The organism is Salinivibrio siamensis (assembly GCF_001996005.1).
GTDB classification, from domain to species: Bacteria; Pseudomonadota; Gammaproteobacteria; order Enterobacterales; family Vibrionaceae; genus Salinivibrio; species Salinivibrio siamensis.
The window spans coordinates 26,598-51,438 of record NZ_MUFB01000007.1 but is presented as its reverse complement, the minus strand read 5'-3'; the positions used below and the strand labels follow the sequence as shown (position 1 = coordinate 51,438).

The following is a 24,841-nucleotide window of genomic DNA, read 5'->3' as shown; positions in this document are numbered from 1 at the left end:
TTTCCGGAATGAGAAACCGCGCGATTCTACCACATTTTTATCCGATGGCACCATGTTCCGTGCCAGTCGATGATGGTGCTAATCGCGCGCCCCGTTTGTCTATCTTATTCGGTGACGTATTCCACCACGTTCAGGCCAAAGCCTGACAAGGCATGATAACGCTTGGTCGACGACGACAGCAGGCGCATTTGCTTGACACCAAGATCCGCCAATATTTGCGACCCAATGCCCACTCGGCGAGAGGTCCCCTGCCATTTAGCGCCGGCGGGTTTTTCACCTTTATCTTGCGCTTCAAACGCTTTCACTTTGTTGATAATGGCATCGCTGGTTTCTTCTTTACCCAGAATCACCAACACCCCGCCTTCATCGCTAACCCTTTGCATCGCGCGGGTCAGACTCCAGCTGCGCTCAGCCGTCCGATCAGATTGGAGCACATCGGTAAAAGTGTCTTGCAGATGCACACGCACCAGGGTGGGATCGGCGGTCACCTCGCCTTTACACATCGCATAATGGATTTGGTTATCAATGGTGTCGCGGTAGGTGACTAAATCAAACTCACCAAATTCCGTCGGCAATTTACAAGACGCCACCCGTTCAATGGTCGTCTCGTTGAGATTACGGTATTCAATCAAATCGGCAATGGTGCCCAGCTTGATGCCGTGTTTGTCACAGAATACTTCCAAGTCTGGGCGACGCGCCATGGTGCCGTCTTCATTTAAGATCTCAACGATCACGGAGGCAGGACTATAGCCACCTAAACGGGCCAGATCGCACCCCGCTTCGGTGTGGCCAGCACGGGTGAGCACCCCTCCTTCTTGCGCCATCAAGGGGAAGACGTGGCCCGGCTGCACCAAGTCAGCCGCTTTAGCGTAGGGGGTAACCGCGGCTTGCACGGTGCGTGCGCGGTCAGCCGCCGATATCCCGGTGGTAACACCCTCTGCCGCTTCAATCGACACGGTAAACGCGGTGGAAAATTGCGCATTATTGTCCGACACCATCAAAGGCAACCCAAGTTGCTGGCAGCGCTGCTGGGTCAGCGTCAAACAAATCAACCCTCGGCCATGCGTGGCCATAAAGTTGATCGCTTCTGGGGTCACTGCTTCTGCCGCGATGATCAAATCACCTTCATTCTCGCGATCTTCGTCATCCATCAACACCACCATTTTGCCTTGGCGGATATCGTCAATGATTTCTTGAGCGCTACTAATTGCCATCTTGGGATCCTTATTTCAAAAAGCCGGAACGGGCCAATGTGTCTAGACTGACACCCGTTGATTGTGTCGGTTCAGCGGCCTTGTCACCGAGCATCAATCGCTCAAGGTAACGGGCAATGACATCGACTTCGATGTTTACCTTACGCCCAGGCGCAAAGTGCTGAATAGTGGTTTGCTCAGCCGTGTGCGGCACGATGGTGAGTTTAAACGCACTGCCGTTCACCTCGTTCACCGTCAAACTGATACCATCCACCGTGATAGAGCCTTTCAATGCCACATACTTGGCGAGTTCAGTCGGTAGTGCAATCCAGTACTCCCAGGCGCGGCCAGTTTGGCTAACGGAGGTTACTTCTCCCAAGCCATCAACATGCCCCGAAACCATATGGCCGCCAAAACGGGTGGTAGGTAGCATGGCTTTTTCAAGGTTAACGCTATCTCCTACCGACAAGGCGCCCAGCGATGAACGCGCCAAAGTCTCAGAGGAGACATCCGCGCTATAGCCCGTTGCGGTCAATGCGACGACAGTCAAGCACACCCCGTTGGTGGCAATGCTGTCACCCAGGTTGACGTCCGAGAGATCAAGCGCACCGCTGTCGATCGTCAGAGTAACGTCTTGTCCCCGACGACTCAGGGTTTGTACGCGCCCTATCGCTTCAATAATTCCAGTAAACATTGTTCTTAATACTCTTGCGTAATTACGGCATGCTCAGAGAGGCTCGCCCGTAAGCGGACATCGTCACCGACAGTCTTTACCTGGTTAAAGTGGAAACGTGGCGCGTCATCCATCGACTCTAATCCGCCTAATGCGACCAAAGGACGGCTATCGACCCCTAATAATACCGGCGCTTGGTAGACAATCAGCTCATCCACCAAGGATTCACTCAGCAGCTGGCTTGCCAGCCTCGCGCCTGCTTCCACCCATACTTTGTCAATATCATGTTCCGCCAATGCGCGAAGGATAGTGGTGAGCGATGCATCGGGCATCACCCATTCTTGCACGTTATCTGGCCACGCTTTATTACTCGGCGTATCAACAATACGGATCACGTTGCCCTCAAGTTGATAGACACTCGCTTCCGGCACGGTTTGGTTGTGTTTATCCAAGATCACACGTGTCGGTTGGCGTCGCGTCGATTGAGGATAATGGTCGAGGACAGCACGAGGAAGTTGGTTGTCACGGATATTGAGGCTCGGGTTATCCGCAATCACCGTGGCACTGGTCGATAGAATCGCACTCGCTTGCGCGCGAAATGCTTGCACATCGGCGCGCGCGGGTTCCCCAGTGATCCATTTACTGTGCCCATTCGCCAAGGCGGTGCGCCCATCGAGGCTCCCTGCCAGTTTGAGCTGCACATAGGGCATTTTAGTTTGCATACGTTTGATAAAACCGGGGTTCAGCGCGTTGGCGCGCTCGGCCATCACGCCCACAACCACCTCAATGCCGGCTTCTTGTAACCGTGCGATACCACGTCCAGCTACTTGCGGGTTTGGGTCTTGCATCGCGCACACGACGCGGCTAACGTTGGCAGCAATCAACGCATCGCAACACGGCGGCGTGCGACCATAGTGAGAACAAGGCTCTAAGGTGACGTAAGCTGTCGCCCCTTGTGCGCGTGCTCCCGCAGCCTTTAATGCATGTACTTCAGCGTGCGGGCCGCCGGGGGCAATATGAAACCCTTCACCGACCACTTCGTCGCCCTGTGCAATCACACAACCGACATTAGGATTGGGCGTGGTGGTATAACAGCCTTGGGCCGCGAGCGCTAACGCGCGCATCATCATGGTTGTATCCCGATCGCTTTGACTCATTTTTGCAACCGTGCGATTTCTTCGCCAAATTCACGAATGTCTTCAAAACTGTGATACACAGAGGCAAAGCGAATATAAGCCACTTTATCGAGCTCCTTGAGCGCTTCCATGACCAAGTTCCCTACCATGGCAGAGCCAATTTCGCGCTCTCCGGTGGCACGCAAACGTGACTTTATACTGTTGATCGCTTTTTCAATATCATCCGCGCTCACTGGACGCTTTTCTAATGCGCGTTGAATGCCGCCACGCAGTTTCTCTTCGTCAAACGGCTCTCGGTTACCGTTGGTCTTAATCACCCGTGGCATCACTAATTCCGCCGTTTCGAACGTGGTATAACGCTCTGCGCACGCCAAACACTGGCGGCGACGGCGAACTTGGTGACCATCAGCCACAAGACGAGAATCGATCACTTTGGTGTCGGTAGCACCACAGAATGGACAGTGCATGAGTGTCGCCTCCTCAATATCGTCTTGCTAGTGTAACCGATTTGTAGCGATGAAAAAGCCTATCGAAGAGGACTTTATGGTGGTTTTGTGTGCTAAACAAAGCCAGTGAGGCACATCGTGTCGATAAAAACAAAAAAGACGCCCGAAGGCGCCTTATAACCTATTCATTTCCGTGTCATTAATTAGGCATACACAGGCAGGCGACGGCAAATCGCTTGGACTTTTTCTTTGGTCTCGGCAATCACTTGCTCATTATCGATATTATCCAAGACATCACACATCCAATGCGCAAGCTGCTCAGCATCTTGCTCAGTAAAGCCACGACGTGTAATGGCTGGGGTGCCCACACGAATACCAGAGGTGACAAACGGGCTGCGTGGATCGTTCGGCACACTGTTTTTGTTCACAGTGATATTAGCCGCGCCCAGTGCTGCGTCTGCTTCTTTTCCGGTAATGTCTTTATCGATAAGATCAACCAGCAACAAATGATTATCGGTTGAGCCTGATACTATTTTGTAGCCACGCGCTTGGAAGCCTTTGACCATCGCGCGAGCATTATCAATCACACGCGCTTGGTAAGCCTTAAACTCAGGCTCCATCGCCTCTTTAAACGCCACCGCTTTACCCGCAATCACATGCATCAAAGGGCCACCCTGGCCACCTGGGAACACGGCGGAGTTGAGCTTTTTATAAAGGTCTTCACCCGCATTCGACAGGATCAAACCACCGCGAGGGCCCGCAAGCGTTTTGTGGGTAGTGGTCGTCACCACATGCGCGTGTGGCAATGGATCTGGATATACGCCTGCCGCAATTAAACCCGCGACGTGCGCCATATCGACCAACAGCCATGCGCCCACTTTATCGGCGATTTCACGCATGCGCTTCCAATCCACCACTTGTGAATAAGCAGAAAAGCCACCGATGAGCATTTTGGGCTTGTGCTCCAGCGCAAGCTGTTCCATTTGCTCATAGTCAATTTTACCCGCTTCATCGATACCGTAAGGGATGACATGGTAATGCTTACCAGAAAAGTTGACCGGCGAGCCATGAGTCAGGTGACCACCATGCGCCAAGCTCATTCCCAGAACCGTATCTCCAGGGTTGAGCAGGGCCATATATACCGCGCTATTTGCTTGTGAACCTGAGTGAGGCTGCACATTCGCATACTCACAACCAAACAGTTCACACGCGCGCTCAATCGCCAGCGCTTCGGCTTTGTCGACATACTCACACCCACCGTAATAGCGCTTGCCGGGATAGCCTTCCGCGTACTTGTTGGTCAGTTGAGAGCCTTGCGCTTCCATGACGCGTGGGCTGGTGTAGTTTTCTGATGCGATCAGCTCAATGTGTTCTTCCTGACGTGCCGTTTCTTCTTCAATGGCGGCGAACAGGGCGGGATCGTAATCCGCAATCTTCATGTCACGCTTTAGCATTTGTCTCTCCTGACTTAACATTGGCGGGCAATTACCCATAAAGCAAACGCTAGGGCTTTTTCAGCTCACCTAGCAAAAACCGGCGCAGGGGCGATGGCTTAGATCACGCCTTGGCTTAGTCGCCTTAAGATGACAAATCAAAGCGATTAAGCCAAGGAAAATCGTTCGCCACACCAGCACTACGCAAACGTTTTCGTTACCGCTATGACTGCGTTTGCCATTCTACAAAAAATCCAACCTATCAGGTAGCCTGCGTCACAATTTTTTATTGCGCATGGCAATCGTAATGGTCGGGCGTCAACGAACATAGTCGGTGTAAAGGTTTTACAGCTGAGTATCATAATGCTGACATTCTACATTCAAGTGATTTACCTCCCCGCCTTTCTCTTCGTCCTAATTGGCGATAAAATCCGCGCCCGATTATCCCATTAACTTTTTACCGCCAGCCCTTTGGGTTTTGGCGGGCTTTTTGTTGTTATCACGTTTTTGTTGTTGTCACGCTAATAAGTAGGGAGAAGCCGTGTGAGTCAGTATCAACACAGCTTTAAAGAAGACATTATTGCTATTGCCTCTGGCGCGTTCTTAGTCGCCCAAGGGGTGTTTTTCTTGCAACAAGCCGGACTTTTAACGGGCGGGACCACAGGGCTGGCTCTGTTGGTCAGCCAATTTACAGACTTGTCCTTCGGCACCCTGTACTTTCTGTGTAATTGTCCGTTTTATTTGATGGCATGGTTTCGCATGAGCCCACGCTTCGCACTGCGCAGCTTACTTGCGGGGGGCGCGGTATCGGTGATGGCTGACCATATTGCCTATTTCTTTGAAATTACCTGGCTGGCACCTGCGTACTGTGCCGTCATTGGTGGGTTGCTAATGGGCGTCGGCATGTTGATGATCTTCCGTCACAACGCCAGCTTGGGCGGCTTTAACGTCTTGGTGCTCTATTGTCAGGACAAGTTTGGGATCTCGGCAGGAAAGCTACAAATGGGCATCGACTGCACCATCCTCGCGTTATCTTTCTTCCTCATCGACCTCAACCTCTTGATGTGGTCGGTGGTTGGCGCGATTGTGCTCAACTTAGTCTTGGCGATGAATCATAAGCCCGGGCGCTATCAGGCGCATCCTGCTAACCCCGGGGCTTGAGCGCCCTCTCAACGCTAATCAATCCGACAGCACGGCGCAAAACAACAAAGCCAAGCATGATGCTTGGCTTTTTACTACTGATCGTATTCGCTTATAGCGCGTGATTAAATCGCTTCTTCGTCTTCTTCACCGGTACGGATGCGCACCACGCGCTCAACATCAAAGACAAAGATTTTGCCATCTCCGATTTTACCGGTTTGTGCGGTATCAATAATGGTATCCACACACTGCTCAGCCACATCGTTACTGACGATCACTTCAAGCTTCACTTTGGGTAAAAAATCGACCATGTATTCGGCGCCGCGATAAAGCTCAGTGTGGCCTTTTTGACGACCAAAGCCTTTTACCTCTGAGACGGTCATCCCCGTAATCCCCACGTCGGCGAGCGCCTCGCGTACGTCATCGAGTTTAAATGGCTTGATGATGGCTTCAATTTTTTTCATTCCGTTATCCCTCTCGTTGGCCGCTGGCCGGTCCTGATGGATCAAGTGTTTAGCTCAAATTGTATCGCAGCAGGATAAAAAATCATCCATCGATTCACGCATAACACGAAAAAGCCGCCAAACGATGGCGGCTTGTATCACATTTAAGGGTTACCCCAAGGTCACCCGCGCATTGCGGAACATACGCATCCACGCACTGTCTTCGCCCCAATCATCTGGGTGCCAAGAGTTGGCGACTGTACGGAATACCCGCTCAGGGTGCGGCATCATAATGGTGACGCGACCCGACTCTGTGGTCAGCGCGGTAATGCCATTCGGTGAGCCATTCGGGTTGGCAGGATACGCTTGTGTTGGCTGGCCGTGATTATCGGTGTAACGCAGCGCCACCGTGCCTGACGCTTCAATGGCCGCCAGATGCTTAGCATCACGCACCTCAACGCGCCCCTCACCATGCGATACCGCAATAGGCATCCGTGACCCTGCCATCCCGGCAAAGAAGGCGGAGGGGCTGGATTGCACTTCCACCATGCTAAAGCGGGCTTCAAAGCGCTCCGACTCGTTACGAACAAATCGTGGCCAGTGTGCAGCGCCTGGGATCAGTTCATGTAGGTTCGATAGCATCTGGCAGCCATTACACACACCAAGTGCTAAGGTGTCTTCACGCGTAAAGAAGGCACTAAATTGATCGCGCGCGCGGCTGTTAAACAAAATTGATTTTGCCCAACCTTCACCGGCGCCCAACACGTCACCGTAAGAGAAGCCGCCACAGGCCACCAGCCCTTGGAAGCCGTCCAAACTGACACGCCCGGAAAGAATGTCACTCATGTGAACGTCCACGGCATTAAATCCAGCGCGATCGAAGGCGGCGGCCATTTCCACATGCGAGTTCACGCCTTGCTCACGCAAAATAGCCATGGTCGGTTGTTGACCGGTGGCGATATACGGCGCAGCGATGTCTTCGTGCACATCAAAGCTCAGGCTAGCGTGTAAACCGGGATCGACCGCCTGCTTAGCGTCAAATTCTTGGCGAGCACAGTCCGGATTATCGCGACGCGCTTGCATTTGGTAGGTGGTTTCAGCCCAAATCTGACGCAGGTGCTGGCGACTGGCTTGATAGATAGGCGCCTCACCATGACGCAAGATAATCTCATCGCTATCGCTTAAGCCGCCAATCAAGTGACTGCATGCGGTTAATTGATGTTCATCCAACACCGCATTGACGCGCTCGAGATCTTGCGCCGCCACTTGGATCACCGCTCCCAGCTCTTCGTTAAACAGTACCGACAAGGAATCATCGCCTAAGCGGGCGATATCCACGTCAATACCGGTATGACCGGCAAACGCCATTTCTGCCAAGGTGACGAACAGTCCGCCGTCGGCTCGGTCGTGATACGCCAGCAGCTTTTGCTCTGCCACCAAGGTTTGCATCGCATGGAAAAAGCCTTTTAGGCGGGCGCTGCTGGTGACATCGGCAGGCTTATCGCCCAATTGATGATAAACCTGAGCCAACGCGGTTGCGCCCAGACGCTGCGCGCCCTCACCGAGGTCAATTACGATCAAGTGGCTATCACCTTTGTCGGTACGCAATTGTGGGGTTACAGTACGACGCACATCCTCCACGCGCCCAAAGGCGGTGATGATCAGCGACATCGGCGCGGTCACGGTTTTGTTTTCACCGTCTTGCTGCCACTGGGTTTTCATCGACATTGAGTCTTTACCCACTGGAATGGTCAGTGACAGCTCAGGACACAGCTCCTCACCCACGGCCTTGACCGCTTCGTACAAGCCGGCGTCTTCGCCCGGATGACCTGCCGCGGACATCCAGTTCGCAGACAGTTTAATGTTGGTCAGGCTACCAATATCGGCACAGGCAATATTGGTAAGTGCTTCGCCGACCGTCATACGGGCAGAAGCAGCAAAGTCAAGCAAGGCAGCTGGGGTACGCTCACCCATCGCCATCGCCTCGCCGTGATAACTGTCATAGCTGGCCGCCGTGACCGCACAGTTAGCGACGGGTACCTGCCAAGGGCCGACCATTTGGTCACGCGCAACCAATCCGGTCACCGAACGGTCACCGATAGTGATCAAGAAGGTTTTCTCCGCCACCGCCGGCAAGCGTAAAACACGCTCACAGGCTTCATCCAGCTCAATGCCTTGGGTGTTAAGCGCAACACCTATCACTTGCTGACGCGTCACATCCCGGTGCATTTTGGGCGCTTTACCCAGCAAGATGTCCATCGGCATGTCGATGGGGGTATTGTCGAAGTGACTATCTTCAAGCGACAGGTGACGCGCATCGGTCGCCTCACCAATCACTGCGTATGGCGCCCGTTCACGCTCGCACAAGGCTTCGAAAAGCGCCATATTTTCGGGTTTGACCGCCAAGACATAACGCTCTTGTGACTCGTTACACCAAATGGCAAGCGGACTCATTCCCGGCTCGTCATTAGGAATGTCACGCAAATTAAAGCGTCCACCGCGGCCGCCATCATCGACCAGCTCTGGCATGGCATTGGACAAGCCACCCGCGCCCACATCGTGGATAAAGGCAATCGGGTTGTTGTCGCCAAGTTGCCAGCAACGATCAATCACTTCTTGGCAGCGACGCTCCATTTCTGGGTTCTCACGCTGTACCGAGGCAAAGTCTAAGTCTTCCGCCGATTGACCGGATGCCATCGACGATGCCGCTCCGCCGCCAAGGCCGATGTTCATCGCCGGACCACCTAACACAATCAGTTTGGCGCCCACGTCAATCTCGCCTTTTTGCACATGGCCGTCGCGGATGTTACCCATTCCACCGGCGATCATGATGGGTTTGTGATAGCCACGCACTTCCTCACCGGCATGCGAGGTCACCCATTGCTCATAGGTACGGAAGTAGCCAAGCAAGTTAGGGCGACCAAATTCGTTGTTAAACGCCGCGCCGCCCAACGGGCCTTCCAGCATAATATCGAGCGCAGTGGCAATGCGCTCAGGCTTGCCATAATCGCGCTCCCACGGCTGAATAAAGCCCGGAATTTTAAGGTTAGAGACAGAAAAACCGACCAATCCTGCTTTGGGTTTGCCCCCGACACCAGTTGCTCCCTCGTCACGAATTTCACCGCCTGAGCCGGTCGCCGCGCCTGGCCAGGGTGAAATTGCGGTGGGGTGGTTGTGGGTTTCCACCTTCATCAAAATATGAGCCGGCTCATGATGATATTGATAAGTGTGACACTCTGGAGTGGGGAAAAAGCGTCCAACGTTTGAGCCAGTCATCACGGCTGCATTGTCTTTATACGCCGACAGCACGTTATCTGGGGTTTGCTCATAGGTGTTTTTGATCATCTTAAACAGCGATTTAGGCTGCTTTTCACCATCGATAGTCCAGTCGGCGTTAAAGATTTTGTGTCGGCAATGCTCTGAGTTAGCTTGCGCAAACATCATCAGTTCGATGTCGTTTGGGTTACGCCCCAGCTGGGTGAAGTTCTCGACCAGATAGTCAATTTCGTCTTCTGCCAGTGCCAACCCTAAGGCTTGGTTGGCCTCGACTAAGGCGGCTCGGCCACCGGAGAGAATGTCTACGCTATGCATCGGCGCAGGTTCCGCTTGCTCAAACAACACCGCGGCGGCCTCAAGTTCACTGAACACCGCTTCCATCATCCGATCGTGCAACAATCCGACTAAGGTCGCGTGTTGCTCATTGGTCAAAGGCGCAGATAACTGAATATAGTACGCCGTCCCGCGCTCCAAGCGTTTGACCGCATCCAAGCCGCAGTTATGGGCAATATCGGTTGCCTTGGATGACCACGGCGACAAGGTGCCGGGGCGAGGCGTCACGAGAAACAATATGCCTTCCGGCGCGTGCGGCGATAAGGTTGGTCCGTAAGTCAGCAGCTTTTCGAGCTTTTCGCGACTCGCGCTATCCAAAGGATGATACAAGTCGGCGAAATGAATAAACTCAGCATACAGTGCCGTGACAGGTAACTGGTGTGCTTGGCAGCTCGCCAGTAATTTGTTGACACGAAACTCAGACAGTGCGGGGGAACCACGCAAAATATCCATGTGCGTACGTCTCTCGTTAGCGGTAAATGAAAGGGGTATACCCAAGTTATCGCATCTTGGCACCATAACTTGGGTATCACCACCGGCATTGCCGCAATGGTTGCTCTCTCCGTTATCGTTAACGCTGACTACCACGTTGCTCGGAGGTGTCGCCACGCCACACGCGCTTTAAGACTGGCGTTTTGCCTAAGCGGCCGCCATTATAGGGGAAAACTGTCACCGACAACACACCTGACGCAACCGTTTGCGCAAAAAATTTTCCCTCTATCGGTCTGACGTCTATTCACGTAGAATGGCGCGTCTATCGATCATCGCTAGCCGTTTGATGCTGGCATGCAACAGTGAGCGACAGCCTTTGACACAGCGTGACTTTTCTTTGCGATCATGGATGATTAGCCTAACGGTGCTTGTGCTTAGCCTCACCGTCACAGGCTGTGATTGGACGTTCGACGATCGTACCGTTCTAGAAAAAATTCGAGACCGTGGTGTCTTAAGAGTCGGGACACTCAACAACGAACTCTCATACTACATCGGCCCCGACGGCCCTACCGGACTAGATTACGAGCTCGCCGCTCGGTTTGCTGACAAGCTCGGGGTCAAGCTAGAAATGGTGCCCACTTATACGCTTTCCGGCCTCTTTCCAGCCCTTGAACGCGGCGATGTGGATCTGATTGCGGCAGGCCTCACTATTACCGACCAACGTTTAGCCCAGTTTCGCCCTGGCCCTGCCTACTACTTTGTCAGCCAACAAGTGGTCTATAAAAAAGGGCATTGGCGCCCGCGGGATGTTGATGATTTTAATCGTGAAGATGCCATCATGGCGGTGGTGGAAGACTCTAGCCACGACCTCACCTTGCAAGCGTTAAAACAAGATCACCCTGATCTCAGCTGGAAAGTCGTGCAGGACGCCGACGATGATGAGCTGCTTAAACAAGTCGCAGACGGTGAGATTGACTTTACCATTGCCGACTCGGTCGATATTGCCTTGATGCAACGCACCCACCCAGATATTGCCGTCGCCATGGCCCTCAGTGAGGACGAACCCGTGGCCTGGTTTATGAAAAAACAAGGCGACAGCAGTGCCTATGCCTTAATGGTCAACTTCTTTGGTGAGATAAACCAAACTGGCGAATTAGCTATTTTAGAAGAGAAGTATTTTGGTCACGTCGACCAATTCGATTACGTCGATACTCGCGCCTTTTTACGGGCATTGGAGAGCAAGTTGCCTAAGTGGGAGCCGCTTTTCAAAAAGCACGCGAACGATTTTGATTGGCGCTTACTGGCGGCCCTATCGTATCAAGAGTCACATTGGAACCCACGGGCGATCTCGCCCACTGGGGTGCGCGGCATGATGATGCTTACCCTGCCGACGGCCAAATCCGTGGGCGTGCGCAATCGCCTCGACCCAGAACAAAGCATTAAAGGCGGTTCGCTCTACCTGCAACGTGTACTTGACCGTGTACCAGACAGTGTTAATCCACACGAGCGCATTTGGTTTGCTCTCGCGTCTTACAATATTGGTTTTGGCCATATGATGGATGCGCGCCGACTGACGGAGGCGCAAGGCGCCGATCCTAACTCTTGGAGTGATGTAAAACAGCGTCTGCCACTGTTAGCCAAGCGCCAGTATTACACCCAAACACGCTACGGCTACGCGCGTGGCTACGAAGCGCTTAGCTACGTCGAAAATATTCGCCGCTATTACCAAAGTATTCTAGGCTATGAGAAAGCGCACATAGAGTCACTCGACAGCCAACAAGTTGAAGATCTCGGTGGTCTGCAGACGATCGTCGCCCCTGACGAGCCGTCGGAAAATGCCCCCGAGCAAACAACCGAGCAAGCGCCTGACCCGGCGTCATCACAGTCAGAGGATAACTCGACACCGCAATCAGACACGCAACCGCAATGAGGACAGCATGGTTCCAAGAAAACGGCTGGTGAAACAAAGCTTTCGCAAAAACAACATTTCATCCGCTAACCGGCGTAAGCGTATGCGCCAAAATATGCACAAGAAGGTACTTTGGCGACAACGTGCCTTTGCGATTCGTGAATTTGCGGCCTTTGATGACGCGTTTTAGGACACCTTGCCTGAGTCAGGTAAGCAAGATTGAGATTGACAGGCTGCTTTTTTAGCGGCCTTTTTTTCGGCGCGACGACGGCGGAAAAAGGCTTGCAGTTGCGCACGGCATTCCGCTTCTAACACCCCTCCCTCACTTTGCACATGATGATTAACACCATCATAGCTGAGTAAGTTCATTATCGAGCCAGCGGCCCCGGTTTTGGGATCAGGCGCGCCAAAGAAAACCTTTCTGACACGGCCATGCACCATCGCCGCCGCACACATGGGACAAGGCTCTAATGTCACATAAAGATCCGCGTCTAATAAACGATAATTACCCAGCACTTGGCCAGCTTGGCGTAATGCCATCACTTCGGCATGGGCCGTCGCATCATGCTGGGTAATGGTTCGGTTCCACCCCGTGCCCACTACCTCACCTTGATACACCACGACAGCGCCAACAGGCACTTCACCCTCTTGCTCCGCTTTGTCTGCTAGCTGGATCGCGTGGCGCATATAAACGTCGTGCTCGCTATCCGACGCGTGTGGATCTTTCATCCCAACCTCTGTGACTAACAACCTAATACGCCCTCAGTATACGATACAAATAAGCCGGCTCGAAGGCCGGCTTAAGACACTCAACGCGCAACCGCGTATTACTGCACCAAGTATTGGTAACTGGCTTGAATGCCCAGAGGCAATCCTAGCGCCCAGTAGGCGAGTAAGAATAAGGTCCAGCCCACCAGCATGGTCAGAGAATAAGGGATCATCATTGAGGCCACGGTACCAATCCCCGTGGTTTTCACGTAACGCTGGCAGTACACCACCACCAACGGGAAGAACACCATCAATGGCGAGATAATGTTCGACACAGAATCACCCACACGATAAGCCGCTTGCGACAATTCAGGGGAAATGCCCACGACCATTAACATCGGCACGAGAATCGGCCCAATCAGCCCCCATTTCGCCGACGCGGAACCAATCAATAAGTTCACCATTGCCGTCAGCAAAATCATCCCCACAATCGTCATCTCACCTGGCAGGTTCATTGACTGCAACAGCTCCGCGCCGTTGAGCGCCAACAAAGTACCAATGTTTGATTGGGTAAATGCGGCCAAGAATTGCGCGCAGAAAAACGCCATCACCATATAAGCGCCCATGGTCGCCATGGTGTCAGACATGGATTTGATCACGTCTTGGCTAGTTTYAAAGGTACCCGCGGTTTTGCCATAAACAATACCTGGAATAATAAACAGCACAAAAATCAGTGGCACGATCGATTGCATAATCGGTGCATCAAAGGCGGTCAGCTCGCCCGCCGGTGAGCGGAGCGGTGACGTTTCCGGCCATGAGGCCGCCACCAGCGCGGCAATTCCTAGCAGCATCGCCAGCCCAGCTCGATTAAACGCCTTCCCTTCAATTGCCGTAAAAGAGCCTAAATCTGGTGCGTCTTCTGCGTCCTCATCAATCGGCGTGCGATTTAGACGTGGCTCGACTATTTTCTCAGTCACAAACCAGCCCAGCGCCACAATCAAAATCGATGACAGACCAGTGAAATAGAGGTTCGCAAGCGGGTTTACCTGATAGCTATCGTCCAACACATGCGCGGCAGATTCAGTAAAACCGGCCAGCAAAGGATCAATCCCTGACGGAATAAAGTTCGCGGAGAAGCCGCCGGATACCCCGGCAAAGGCGGCAGCAATACCGGCCAACGGATGACGACCCGCGGCGTGGAAAATAATCCCGCCCAGCGGGATCACCAGCACATAGCCTGCATCTGCAGCGGTATGGGAAACGATCGCCACCAGAATCAGCATCGGTGTAAGCGCTTGCTTTGGCGTTACACTCAGCATTTTCTTAAGGCCGGTGGTAATAAAGCCGGACTGGTCAGCCACCCCCACACCGAGCATCGCCACCAAAACAATCCCCAGCGGCGCAAATCCAGTAAAGGTGTCAACCATATTGGCTAAAAAGTGGGCGAGCGCACTACCGGTGAGCAGGTTTTTAACTTGGACAGCGTCACCGGTCAAAGGGTGGACTGAATCAAAAGAAACCTGAGAGAGAATGGCTGATAATACCCACACGGTGATCAGCCCCCAAAAAAACAATAGCGCGGGATCCGGAATTCGGTTCCCTGCCCGCTCTATCATGTTCAAAAACCGATCCATGCCGCGCGGCTGGCCAGCATCGGTTGAGTCGCTTATGTGTTGGCTCACTGTTTACTCCATTTTTCGATGTTGTGTCTTTGCTTACCTGATCCACCAGGCTTTAGTGACATTAAAATGACAAACCATCGCCAGTAAAGCAAAAAACAGCATAGTTAGCCATAAGCAAGCCAGTTAACCAAATGTTAAATTGATTTATAGTTAGAAAAGCAGCACAAAAAACGGATGCTTACTGAGGACACTGAAACATTTAGAAACAAAAAACCTATATGGCGTGGAAGTCGTGTTTTAACCCCTAGCAATCTATGTCATCAAATATATGATGGAGGTAAACCCACTCGAGGAGATCACCATGAAATCCATTTCGCGTGTCATAAAAGCCCCTGCACCGCACTGGGTCGGCAATGGTTTCCCCGCCCGCTCGCTGTTTTCCTACCACAATCAAGCGGCGGAGATGAGCCCCTTTTTACTGCTGGACTATGCTGGCCCAATGCACTTTCCGGCGGATGGCGTGAAGCGAGGCGTGGGTGAGCATCCCCATCGCGGCTTTGAAACCGTGACCATTGTGTATCAAGGTGAGGTGGCGCATCGTGACTCCACCGGTAAAGGCGGCGTGATTGGCCCCGGGGATGTGCAGTGGATGACCGCAGGCAGCGGCATTATGCACGAGGAGTTTCATTCCAGTGCGTTCAGCCACACTGGCGGCGAGCTGCAAATGGCGCAACTGTGGGTTAACCTCCCCAAAAAAGACAAAATGACCGACCCGAATTATCAAGGCATTCGCAAAGCCGATATTCCCGATGTTGCCCTGGCCGATAAGGCGGGCACATTACGGCTCATAGCCGGTGAGTTTGAGGGGCATCAAGGGCCGGCCAAAACCTTCAGCCCTATGCAGGTTTGGGATATACGGCTACACGCTGACGGGAAGACGCAGCTTACGCTCCCCCAAGACTGGACCACCGCGGTGGTAGTGCTGGAGGGCAATGTCAGTATTAACGGCGCCGACCCAATTGGCGACGCCGATATGGCACTGCTTAGCCGCCAAGGCCGCGAGGTCGCATTGCACGCCTCACAAGATAGCGTAATTTTGCTACTCAGTGGCGAGCCCATCACCGATCCCATCGTCGGTCATGGCCCTTTTGTAATGAATACCAAGCAAGAGATTTTGCAAGCGTTCAACGATCTGCAAGCAGGCAAGTTCGGACAGTTATAAGGACTGAGTCAAGAGCGCCGTCATCCGCGAATACCAATAAAAAAGTCCGCCATTACGCGGACTTTGTTTTTTGAAACTGTTCTTACAACGCTAGCCCTGCCCAAAAGTCATTTTGCAGCTGCTCTACCCTCTCATAACTACAAAGGTTCTGACTTCTGAACTGAGCCCTGACCAATCCATCCGTATCCGCCGCCAATACGGTAATCCGGGTGATGGTCTCAGGGTTGGTAGCAGGCTCAGATAAGATCATTTTCAAATCGTATCCTAGCAAGAAGGCCCCTTGCCGCTCGGTATCATACTCTAAGCGCTCTGCTGGGATATAAGGCTCCCACAAACGATCCGCCTGAATATGCTGATACTCAAGAAGAATGGTTAGAAAGTCAGATGCGTCTTTGCTGCTCTCGTTCCCTCGCTCCTGCCAGGCAATCAGTTTTAGCAAAGTCAGCCCAGCCAAAGACGCAACTTTGATGGTATCGCCTTGCCCTAACTCTACTAATAAGGCGGCATCGTAAGCTTCATGAAACCCAGCTACCGTCATGGTGACAGCATGCTCCGGTGGCCATTGTATTTCACCTGCTTCATCGGCGATGGCACCAAAGGGAATAATATCAATTGGCAAACCACTGTCAGGATCTTTAAGCCGATGCGCTTTATTGGTTGCGCTTAATCCGGCATCCAGCAAAGCCTGCTTTACACTGGCGAACGCGTCCCAATCCGGTATCAGAATGCCAGTATCAATATCCCGAGTCTGACGGCCGGGATCACGGCCAAACACATGATACAAAAAGAGATCTCTTGCCGTTGCCCCAGCAACAAAAAATGGTACGCCAGTTTGCTGAGTTGTGCGGGTGATCAGTGTCAGTACAGGCTCAAACCCGGGGTTCAGGGAGTGTTTTAAGGTGTAGATATTGCTCATTGATAAGTTCGGCAACCTCCTTGTTTCGGCTATCTCTGCTTGCAAGTAGCTCAGCGACAGCCAGCAATGCCTTGGCATTGATATTAATATCCAGCGCCTTTCCCCAGAATGCAGGCACCAACCAGAGCCTGCCCGAAGCGTCTGGCTTTGCTTTGAGCAGCGCAAGCTTTTTTTGCAGTGGCTCAAAGGTAAAGAGCTGTAACTCATAAGGCTGCAAATAGCGTGTTAGTTCATCGGCAGCGACTTCTCCTCCCCAGCAATCCATGGATGTTAAAGGGATGTCTCGCCAATCATTCGGCGCAACTAATTTTAGCCCTCCGAGCTTTGGCCTTAGCACGGTACGATAGTGTTCAATCCAGATCTGATAAAGGGCCTCTTTATCCAGAATGCGACGGGTACGACCAAGACTGACAAGCTTCTCGGCTTCTAAGTATTTAAATCCCTTACTCACCATACCTAATGAGATATTTGCCATCTCGGCTATGGCTCGAAACGGCAGATGTAACACATCTTCTTGAGCCAACAAAGCAAACAGAAGCTTCATAAAACCTAACCCTGGCTTTGCCGGCTGTGGAATTGCAAGGTGGTTTTCAGTAAGATTTTTGCCCTCAACCCATAGGTTTAGCCCGTTAAAGCTCACGCGAGCATTACCGGCCTCATCAATAAAATTGATCGCGTTCTTGGTGCAAAAATCGGCGAGATGAGTCGTCAGTCTGTTACACACCAACAGATTGTCTGAGCGAGCAGCGCCTAGCAATGCTGATAGGCTATCTTTACGATGGATACGCTTTATTTCAGTGCTAAACAAATAGCGTTCGCCGTGCACTGTCAGAGTCACCTCAGCATCGGTGTAAGGCTCACCATCCGGCTTAGGATCGAAAGAGTACTCCCCTTGAATCTGCGCAGGCAGATTATCCAAAGCTAGCTTTAGTAGTATCGCGTTATCGTTCACACTCAAATACCGTTCATGAATCATGAACAAATAATAGCCGTGAACAGTGCATTCCGCAAGATAGGCGGCGAGCTTGAATTAAGCAGGCACCGGTTAACATAGACTGTGTAACATATCGCCATAGATAAAAACCACGATGATACATATTCAGCCCCCAGTGAATGCTGCGTAAAGACGTTATCGCTGAGTTAGATACGAGTAACAGCGTTACTTGAGTAATAAACGTTATGGTATTGTGCGACAAAAAATGCCAGTCAGAAAACTGACTGGCATTGTTGTTAGTTGGCAAGGCTTAATGCGCTACCTAGCGAGTCTTATTCCCACTCAATTGTCGCTGGCGGTTTGCCGGAGACGTCGTAAACCACGCGGGAGATGCCGTCGACTTCGTTGATGATGCGGTTTGATACCTTACCCAGGAAATCGTATGGCAGATGTGCCCAGTGCGCGGTCATAAAGTCGATGGTTTCCACGGCACGCAGGGCAATGATCCAGTCGTATTTACGGCCATCGCCCATCACGCCTACCGAACGAACAGGTAGGAATACCGCAAAGGCTTGCGAGACTTTCTCGTAGAGATCGGCGTTGCGTAGCTCTTCGATAAAGATCGCATCGGCGCGACGAAGCAGATCGCAATATTCTTTTTGAATCTCGCCCAGCACGCGCACGCCGAGGCCTGGCCCTGGGAAGGGGTGGCGATAAAGCATGTGGTACGGTAAGCCTAGCTCAAGGCCAATTTTTCGCACTTCGTCTTTGAACAACTCTTTGAGTGGCTCAACCAGCCCCATTTCCATCTCTTCCGGCAAACCACCGACGTTGTGGTGTGATTTGATCACATGCGCTTTACCGGTTTTCGAGGCTGCTGACTCAATCACATCCGGGTAGATAGTGCCTTGTGCCAGCCACTTGGCATTTTTCATTTTGCTCGCTTGCTCATCGAATACCTCGACAAACACGCGACCAATGATTTTACGCTTGGCTTCCGGATCCGCTTCGCCTTTAAGGGCATCGAGGAAACGGTCTTCGGCATTGACATGGACGATGTTCAACCCAAAGTGGTCACCGAACATTTCCAGTACTTGCTCACCTTCATTAAGACGCAATAGGCCGTTATCGACGAATACACACGTAAGCTTATCGCCAATTGCGCGGTGAACCAGCATGGCGACCACAGAAGAGTCGACGCCGCCAGACAGGCCAAGGATCACTTCATCATCCCCGACTTGCTCACGAATACGCTCAATCGCATCGTCAATAATGGTGGCTGGTGTCCACAAGCGCTCGCATTGGCAGATTTGCATCACAAACTGCTCCAACATACGTTGGCCTTGGCGCGTGTGAGTGACTTCTGGATGGAATTGCACGCCATAAAAACGTTTGTCTTCATTGGCCATGGCCGCGAAGGGGCAAGTGTCCGTCTCGGCCACTTTGACAAAATCTTCTGGAATGGCGACCACTTTATCACCATGGCTCATCCATACATCGAGGAGCGCATGCCCGTCATCGGCGATGGCATCTTCAATGCCATCAAACAGTGCACTTTGCCCAACGCGTTTTACTTGCGCGTAGCCAAACTCACGGTGCTCAGAGCCGGCCACCTTACCACCGAGCTGCTCGGCCATCGTCTGCATACCATAACAAACCCCCAACACAGGCACGCCGGCATTAAAGACATACTGCGGTGCACGCGGCGAGTTCTCCTCTGCCACGCTCTCTGGGCCACCGGATAGGATGATGCCGTTGGGCGCAAAATCACGAATGTCTTGCTCATCCACATCCCAGCTCCAAAGCTCACAATACACACCGATTTCACGGACACGGCGCGCAATCAGTTGGGTGTACTGGGAGCCAAAATCAAGGATCAAAATACGTTGAGCATGAATGTTCTGGGTCATTATCTGGCTTTCTCAATTAAGTGGAACAAAGGGGAGCCGCGCTCCCCTCTCAAATGCATCGCGGTGGTGATGTCTTTAGCCGAGACGGTAGTTCGGCGCTTCTTTAGTAATGGTGACATCATGCGCGTGTGACTCTTTCATGCCCGCGCCAGTGACGCGAACAAACTGCGCTTGGGTACGCATCTCTTCAATGGTGGCAGAGCCGGTTAGGCCCATGCTGGAGCGCAGGCCACCCATTTGCTGATGAATGATCTCTTTCATCATGCCTTTGTAATCGACACGCCCTTCAATCCCTTCAGGTACCAGCTTGTCTGCGGCGTTGTCGCTTTGGAAATAACGGTCAGACGAGCCTTTTGACATCGCGCCCACCGAGCCCATACCGCGATATGATTTATATGCACGGCCTTGGTAAAGTTCGACTTCCCCTGGAGACTCTTCGGTACCAGCGAGCATTGAGCCCACCATCACGCACGACGCGCCCGCGGCAATCGCTTTACACAAATCCCCTGAGAAGCGGATACCGCCATCGGCAATCACGGGAATGCCGTACTCTTGCGCTACAGCGGCTGCATCACTGATCGCAGTGATCTGCGGGACACCCACGCCGGTAACGATACGCGTGGTACAAATCGAGCCTGGGCCAATTCCAACCTTGACGGCATCGACACCGGCTTCAATCAGGGCGCGTGCGCCTTCAGCGGTGGCGACATTGCCGCCCACAATCTGCAGGTTCGGATACGCGGCACGTGCATCACGAATACGTTGCAGAACCCCTTCAGAGTGGCCATGTGATGAGTCAATCAGCAGCACATCCACGCCCGCTTCAACCAAGGCGGCAATGCGTTCTTCGTTGCCCGCACCGGCACCAACCGCGCCGCCGACACGCAAACGACCTTGTTCGTCTTTACAGGCATTAGGCTTGCTTTCCGCTTTTTGGAAATCTTTGGCGGTGATCATACCGGTAAGATGATGACTTGGGTTGACCACCAAAATCTTCTCGACGCGGTGCTGTTGCATGAGCTGTTGTACCTGCTCACGCTCTGCGCCTTCTTGCACAGTAGCGAGGCGAGATTTTGGTGTCATCACGTCTTCGACGCGCTTGCTTAAGTCAGACACAAAACGCACGTCACGGCCTGTGATGATCCCCACCAGCTCTTTTTGTGCATTGACAACAGGGTAACCGGCAAAGCCGTTACGCTCAGTCAGTGCCTTCACGTCAGCAATGGTCATTTCTGGGGTTACAGTCACTGGATTGGTGACCATGCCTGCTTCATAGATTTTGACCAAGCGTACTTGTTCGGCTTGTTGCTCGATAGTCATGTTCTTATGGATAAAGCCAAGACCACCTTCTTGCGCCAAGGCAATCGCCAAACGGGCTTCGGTTACCGTGTCCATCGCGGCGGATAGAACAGGAATGTTTAAGCTGATCGAGCGTGTCAGTTTTGTACGCAGATCGGCATGGTTAGGAAGAACATTTGAGTGGGCAGGGACGAGGAGTACATCGTCAAAGGTTAGCGCTTCTTTCGCGATTCTCAGCATTGCAATATCTCACACCAAAATTTGTGAAGGGGAACAAAATATTGCCGCAGCATTATACGGGCAGCGCAAACGTTTGGCTATCGATTTTTATTAAGAATCGCTGTTTGGTGGGCAACGGATTTTTAGTCGGTTGATTTATCACCAGATATCAACGCGACTTTTTCGCAACCGATTGCTCAAGGTCTATTTGGCATACTGGGGTGCGGCAGGTAGTATGCCCTCAGGCTTATTGAAAGGATCCGTGATCGTGACCGCTAACAACCGAAACATTCTTTCCGTCTCTCGCTTAAATGCCGAAGTGCGTCTTTGCTTGGAGAAAAACATCGGTATCGTCTGGCTCACGGGTGAAATCTCTAATTTTACCGCTGCGACATCCGGTCACTGGTATTTATCGTTGAAAGATAACCAAAGCCAAGTTAAATGTGCGATGTTCCGTGGTAACAACCGCCGCGTGATGTTCAAACCTAAAAACGGCGATCAAGTGTTGGTGCGTGCGCGTGTCTCTATGTACGAGCCTCGCGGCGACTATCAACTGATCTTAGAAAGCATGCAGCCCGAAGGCGATGGACGACTGCAACAGGCGTTTGAGCAACGCAAACAAGCGTTAGCCGCTGAAGGCTTATTCGCACAAAGCGCCAAACAGGCCTTGCCCGACCAACCCAAACGCGTTGGCATAATCACCTCCAAAACAGGCGCTGCCTTGCACGATATTCTAAATGTGTTGAAACGGCGCGATCCGAGCCTGCCAGTGGTTATCTATCCAACGCTGGTACAAGGACAAGAGGCAGCGGTCTCTATTGCCCAAGCCATTGGACGTGCCAACAGCCGCAACGAATGTGATGTGCTGATTGTTGGCCGTGGCGGTGGCTCACTCGAAGATTTATGGTGCTTTAATGAAGAAATCGTCGCCCGTACTATCGCCGCCAGTCAGATCCCTATCGTCAGTGCCGTGGGCCATGAAGTGGATGTTACCATTGCTGACTTTGTTGCCGACGTGCGCGCGCCGACGCCATCAGCCGCCGCAGAATTAGTGAGCCGTGACCTCAGTTATCGCTTGCAGCAATATCAGCAGCGCGAGCAAGCGCTCAAAAACGCGATTGGCACCCTCCTGTATCGCCAGCAACGGGCACTGACGCAGCACGAACACCGTTTGTCTCATCAGCACCCTCGCCGTCGTCTACAACAGCAAAGTCAGCATATTGATGAGCTGCAAAGACGGATGCATCAGGCACTCACTAAGCAGTTTTCACGGTACAGCAGCCAACTGAACACGCTAGATAATCGATTGCAGCGCATGACGCCTGACCGTCGTATTCAGCAACATCAGGCTCAATTGGCGCAATACCATCAACGCCTCACCCACGCGATGGACTCACACCTGTCACATGCGCAACAGCGACTCGCCACCTTGGTCGCCACCTTAGATGCGGTCAGCCCACTTGCCACCCTTTCTCGCGGCTATTCAATTAGCCGTGATAGTGATGGGCACATCGTCACTAACATCAACCAGCTAGAAGAGGGCGATACCTTACACACTCAGCTCAGCAACGGCGATGTCACCAGCGTGGTTCGGCAGCGACACCCGCATCAATCTTCTGATTAAACTCTGCACAACACACATCTGACCGATCAGTAAGCGATCGCGCGATCTTGGGGTTTATTCCCCTTGATCAGCTTCCTACCCTGAAAAGAATATTTATCAATACACTTCCCGAAAGCATAAGTTACATATTCTGCATTTGGATTTTTAAAAGGATAAAAACCTGAAATGCGTTTTATTAAAGCCTGGATCCAGAACAATCTAAAATTATGACGTGGGAAGGGGTGTCGATTTTATCACCGCTCAAAACCTGAGCGGCAGCGTGACACACTAGGATCTAAGACAACAGATAATCGCGCTCATTAATGTGAGTCAGATCACTTTTATTCAGTAACCGATCCTAAGAGAGATCGAACCCACCACATCGCGATCAAAAAAAAGCCCAGCATCGCTGCTGGGCTTTGTATTACTTCTTATTACGATTTTTCACCATATCCATTAAGCGTTTACGCTGACGGGATTGAGATAATGTCAGCTTTTCTTTTTTCCCCTCATAGGGGTTTTCGCTGTTTTGGAACTGGATCTTGATCGGCGTGCCCATAATATCCAGGGTTCGACGGTAGTAATTCATCAAATAACGTTTGTACGAATCAGGTAACTCTTTAACAAGGCTGCCGTGAACGACCACAATCGGTGGATTGTAACCGCCTGCGTGCGCATATTTGAGCTTCACCCGACGTCCCCGGATCATCGGTGGTTGATGGTCATCTTGCGCCATTTTCAGAATACGGGTGAGCATCGCGGTTCCGACGCGTTTTGTCGCTGATTGATACGCCTCTTGAATCGACTCGAACAAGTGGCCTACCCCGGTGCCGTGCAAAGCAGAAATAAAATGCACACGGGCAAAGTCGACAAACCCTAAGCGGCGGTCAAGCTCAGACTTCACGCGCTCTTTCACTTCGCTATCTAAGCCATCCCACTTGTTGACCGCCAAAACAATCGAGCGGCCCGCATTCAGCGCAAAACCAAGTAAGCTTAAGTCTTGGTCCGAGATGTTCTCTCGTGCGTCGATCACCAACAATACGACGTTGGCATCTTCAATCGCCTTGAGGGTTTGGATCACCGAAAATTTTTCCACTTTATCGGTCACCCGTTTACGACGTCGAACCCCGGCGGTATCAATCATCACGTATTCGCGACCATCACGCTCCATGGGAATGTAAATCGAGTCGCGGGTCGTGCCTGGCATGTCATAAACCACCACGCGCTCTTCGCCCAGCATACGGTTAGTCAGGGTTGATTTACCCACATTGGGACGGCCGATAATACCGATTTTAATCGGCAGCGACTGTAAGTATTCATACTCGCTTTCAGCCTGCTCTTCGGTTTTAACCGCGTCTTCGCCACTGTCGAGCGTATCCGCTTCATCGGTCAAATCGACCAAGCCTGCTTGCTCGTCGTCCTCGTCCGCGGACACTTGCTCAACCAAAGGCGTCAACGCACGATTAATCAGGCCGCTAACACCTCGACCATGCGCGGCGGCAATTTGGAACATGTTGTCCATGCCCAGCTRCCAAAAGTCCGCGGTTGCCGTGTCTGGGTCAATACCATCCACTTTGTTCACCACCAAGAAGGTGGTTTTTTCACGGGTACGAATATGCTGAGCAATGTCTTTGTCCGCTGGCGTAAGACCGGCTCGACCATCCACCATAAACAGCACGACATCGGCTTCTTCAATCGCCGCTAGCGACTGCTCCGCCATCTTGGTTTCTACACCTTCTTCGGTGCCGTCAATGCCGCCGGTGTCGATCACGATAAACTCGTGATCATCCAGCAATGCTTTGCCGTATTTTCGATCCCTGGTCAGTCCCGGAAAATCCGCTACTAATGCATCGCGTGTGCGGGTAAGACGGTTAAAGAGCGTCGATTTCCCCACATTCGGGCGCCCCACTAGGGCTATAACAGGAATCATGTAGACCTCTTCTTTTCATTCGCTTTATTAATAAACAAGGCTCCCGACTGTCTTTGCAGCCAGG

At 52.2% G+C, this 24,841-nt stretch carries 19 protein-coding genes; 5 read left to right on the top strand and 14 right to left on the bottom strand.

Annotated features, from left to right (window positions below; all coding sequences use genetic code 11):
* Positions 1 to 104 precede the first annotated feature (104 nt).
* The 5 genes from ribBA to glyA form a co-directional block, all read right to left on the bottom strand.
* Positions 105 to 1,214 carry a bifunctional 3,4-dihydroxy-2-butanone-4-phosphate synthase/GTP cyclohydrolase II gene (gene ribBA, locus BZG73_RS05220; RefSeq protein ID WP_077667768.1) on the bottom strand — a complete coding sequence of 370 codons (1,110 nt, stop codon included), beginning with the start codon at positions 1,212 to 1,214 and terminating at the stop codon, positions 105 to 107.
* 10 nt (positions 1,215 to 1,224) lie between these two features.
* Entirely contained in the window at positions 1,225 to 1,887 is a 663-nt protein-coding gene (locus BZG73_RS05215) for a riboflavin synthase (protein WP_077667767.1), read from the bottom strand.
* A gap of 5 nt (positions 1,888 to 1,892) precedes the next feature.
* Positions 1,893 to 3,023, bottom strand: coding sequence for a bifunctional diaminohydroxyphosphoribosylaminopyrimidine deaminase/5-amino-6-(5-phosphoribosylamino)uracil reductase RibD (gene ribD / locus BZG73_RS05210; RefSeq protein ID WP_077667766.1), 1,131 nt, complete (start codon positions 3,021 to 3,023; stop codon positions 1,893 to 1,895).
* Positions 3,020 to 3,469 carry a transcriptional regulator NrdR gene (nrdR, locus tag BZG73_RS05205; RefSeq protein WP_046074984.1) on the bottom strand — a complete coding sequence of 150 codons (450 nt, stop codon included), beginning with the start codon at positions 3,467 to 3,469 and terminating at the stop codon, positions 3,020 to 3,022. The genes ribD and nrdR overlap by 4 nt, the downstream gene beginning before the upstream one ends.
* A gap of 182 nt (positions 3,470 to 3,651) precedes the next feature.
* On the bottom strand, positions 3,652 to 4,902 hold the full coding sequence (gene glyA / locus BZG73_RS05200) for a serine hydroxymethyltransferase (RefSeq protein ID WP_046074985.1): 1,251 nt from the start codon (positions 4,900 to 4,902) through the stop codon (positions 3,652 to 3,654).
* A 522-nt stretch (positions 4,903 to 5,424) separates the two neighbouring features.
* Between glyA and BZG73_RS05195 the strand changes: the two genes are divergently transcribed.
* Entirely contained in the window at positions 5,425 to 6,042 is a 618-nt protein-coding gene (locus BZG73_RS05195) for a YitT family protein (protein WP_046074986.1), read from the top strand.
* Between the two features lie 104 nt (positions 6,043 to 6,146).
* On the opposite strand, the gene glnB is transcribed toward BZG73_RS05195, so the two are convergent.
* Positions 6,147 to 6,485: a nitrogen regulatory protein P-II gene (gene glnB, locus BZG73_RS05190; protein ID WP_046074987.1), complete on the bottom strand. Its 339-nt coding sequence runs from the start codon at positions 6,483 to 6,485 to the stop codon at positions 6,147 to 6,149.
* 150 nt (positions 6,486 to 6,635) lie between these two features.
* Positions 6,636 to 10,526, bottom strand: a complete 3,891-nt coding sequence (gene purL, locus BZG73_RS05185) for a phosphoribosylformylglycinamidine synthase (protein WP_077667765.1) — start codon at positions 10,524 to 10,526, stop codon at positions 6,636 to 6,638.
* Positions 10,527 to 10,914: 388 nt separating this feature from the next.
* Between purL and mltF the strand changes: the two genes are divergently transcribed.
* Together mltF and BZG73_RS16055 are read left to right on the top strand one after the other, a co-directional pair.
* On the top strand, positions 10,915 to 12,435 hold the full coding sequence (gene mltF / locus BZG73_RS05180) for a membrane-bound lytic murein transglycosylase MltF (RefSeq protein WP_227486536.1): 1,521 nt from the start codon (positions 10,915 to 10,917) through the stop codon (positions 12,433 to 12,435).
* A gap of 7 nt (positions 12,436 to 12,442) precedes the next feature.
* A complete protein-coding gene (locus tag BZG73_RS16055; RefSeq protein WP_167369481.1) occupies positions 12,443 to 12,604 on the top strand; it encodes a hypothetical protein in 162 nt (53 codons plus the stop codon).
* Here the strand turns inward: BZG73_RS16055 and tadA are convergent.
* Both tadA and BZG73_RS05170 read right to left on the bottom strand, forming a co-directional pair.
* A complete protein-coding gene (tadA, locus tag BZG73_RS05175) occupies positions 12,601 to 13,143 on the bottom strand; it encodes a tRNA adenosine(34) deaminase TadA (protein ID WP_077667764.1) in 543 nt (180 codons plus the stop codon). The two genes, BZG73_RS16055 and tadA, sit on opposite strands and share 4 nt — an antisense overlap.
* Positions 13,144 to 13,241: 98 nt before the next feature.
* Positions 13,242 to 14,756, bottom strand: a complete 1,515-nt coding sequence (locus BZG73_RS05170) for an AbgT family transporter (protein WP_077667793.1) — start codon at positions 14,754 to 14,756, stop codon at positions 13,242 to 13,244.
* Between the two features lie 349 nt (positions 14,757 to 15,105).
* Here BZG73_RS05170 and BZG73_RS05165 point away from each other — a divergent pair, with 349 nt between their 5' ends.
* Positions 15,106 to 15,966 carry a pirin family protein gene (locus BZG73_RS05165; protein ID WP_077667763.1) on the top strand — a complete coding sequence of 287 codons (861 nt, stop codon included), beginning with the start codon at positions 15,106 to 15,108 and terminating at the stop codon, positions 15,964 to 15,966.
* 82 nt (positions 15,967 to 16,048) lie between these two features.
* Here BZG73_RS05165 and BZG73_RS05160 read toward each other — a convergent pair whose 3' ends face one another.
* The 4 genes from BZG73_RS05160 to guaB all read right to left on the bottom strand — a co-directional run bounded on the left by BZG73_RS05160 (position 16,049) and on the right by guaB (position 21,265).
* Entirely contained in the window at positions 16,049 to 16,882 is an 834-nt protein-coding gene (locus tag BZG73_RS05160) for a nucleotidyl transferase AbiEii/AbiGii toxin family protein (RefSeq protein WP_077667762.1), read from the bottom strand.
* Positions 16,836 to 17,834: a type IV toxin-antitoxin system AbiEi family antitoxin gene (locus BZG73_RS05155; RefSeq protein WP_077606557.1), complete on the bottom strand. Its 999-nt coding sequence runs from the start codon at positions 17,832 to 17,834 to the stop codon at positions 16,836 to 16,838. The genes BZG73_RS05160 and BZG73_RS05155 overlap by 47 nt, the downstream gene beginning before the upstream one ends.
* Positions 17,835 to 18,148: 314 nt before the next feature.
* Positions 18,149 to 19,726 carry a glutamine-hydrolyzing GMP synthase gene (gene guaA / locus BZG73_RS05150; RefSeq protein ID WP_046074992.1) on the bottom strand — a complete coding sequence of 526 codons (1,578 nt, stop codon included), beginning with the start codon at positions 19,724 to 19,726 and terminating at the stop codon, positions 18,149 to 18,151.
* A gap of 75 nt (positions 19,727 to 19,801) precedes the next feature.
* The gene (guaB, locus tag BZG73_RS05145) at positions 19,802 to 21,265 is read right to left on the bottom strand and encodes an IMP dehydrogenase (protein ID WP_046074993.1); all 1,464 of its coding nucleotides are present in this window, start codon (positions 21,263 to 21,265) and stop codon (positions 19,802 to 19,804) included.
* 214 nt (positions 21,266 to 21,479) lie between these two features.
* Between guaB and xseA the strand changes: the two genes are divergently transcribed.
* Positions 21,480 to 22,868: an exodeoxyribonuclease VII large subunit gene (xseA, locus tag BZG73_RS05140; protein WP_101494467.1), complete on the top strand. Its 1,389-nt coding sequence runs from the start codon at positions 21,480 to 21,482 to the stop codon at positions 22,866 to 22,868.
* Positions 22,869 to 23,271: 403 nt separating this feature from the next.
* On the opposite strand, the gene der is transcribed toward xseA, so the two are convergent.
* Positions 23,272 to 24,777 carry a ribosome biogenesis GTPase Der gene (gene der, locus BZG73_RS05135; RefSeq protein WP_077667760.1) on the bottom strand — a complete coding sequence of 502 codons (1,506 nt, stop codon included), beginning with the start codon at positions 24,775 to 24,777 and terminating at the stop codon, positions 23,272 to 23,274.
* Positions 24,778 to 24,841: the final 64 nt, after the last annotated feature.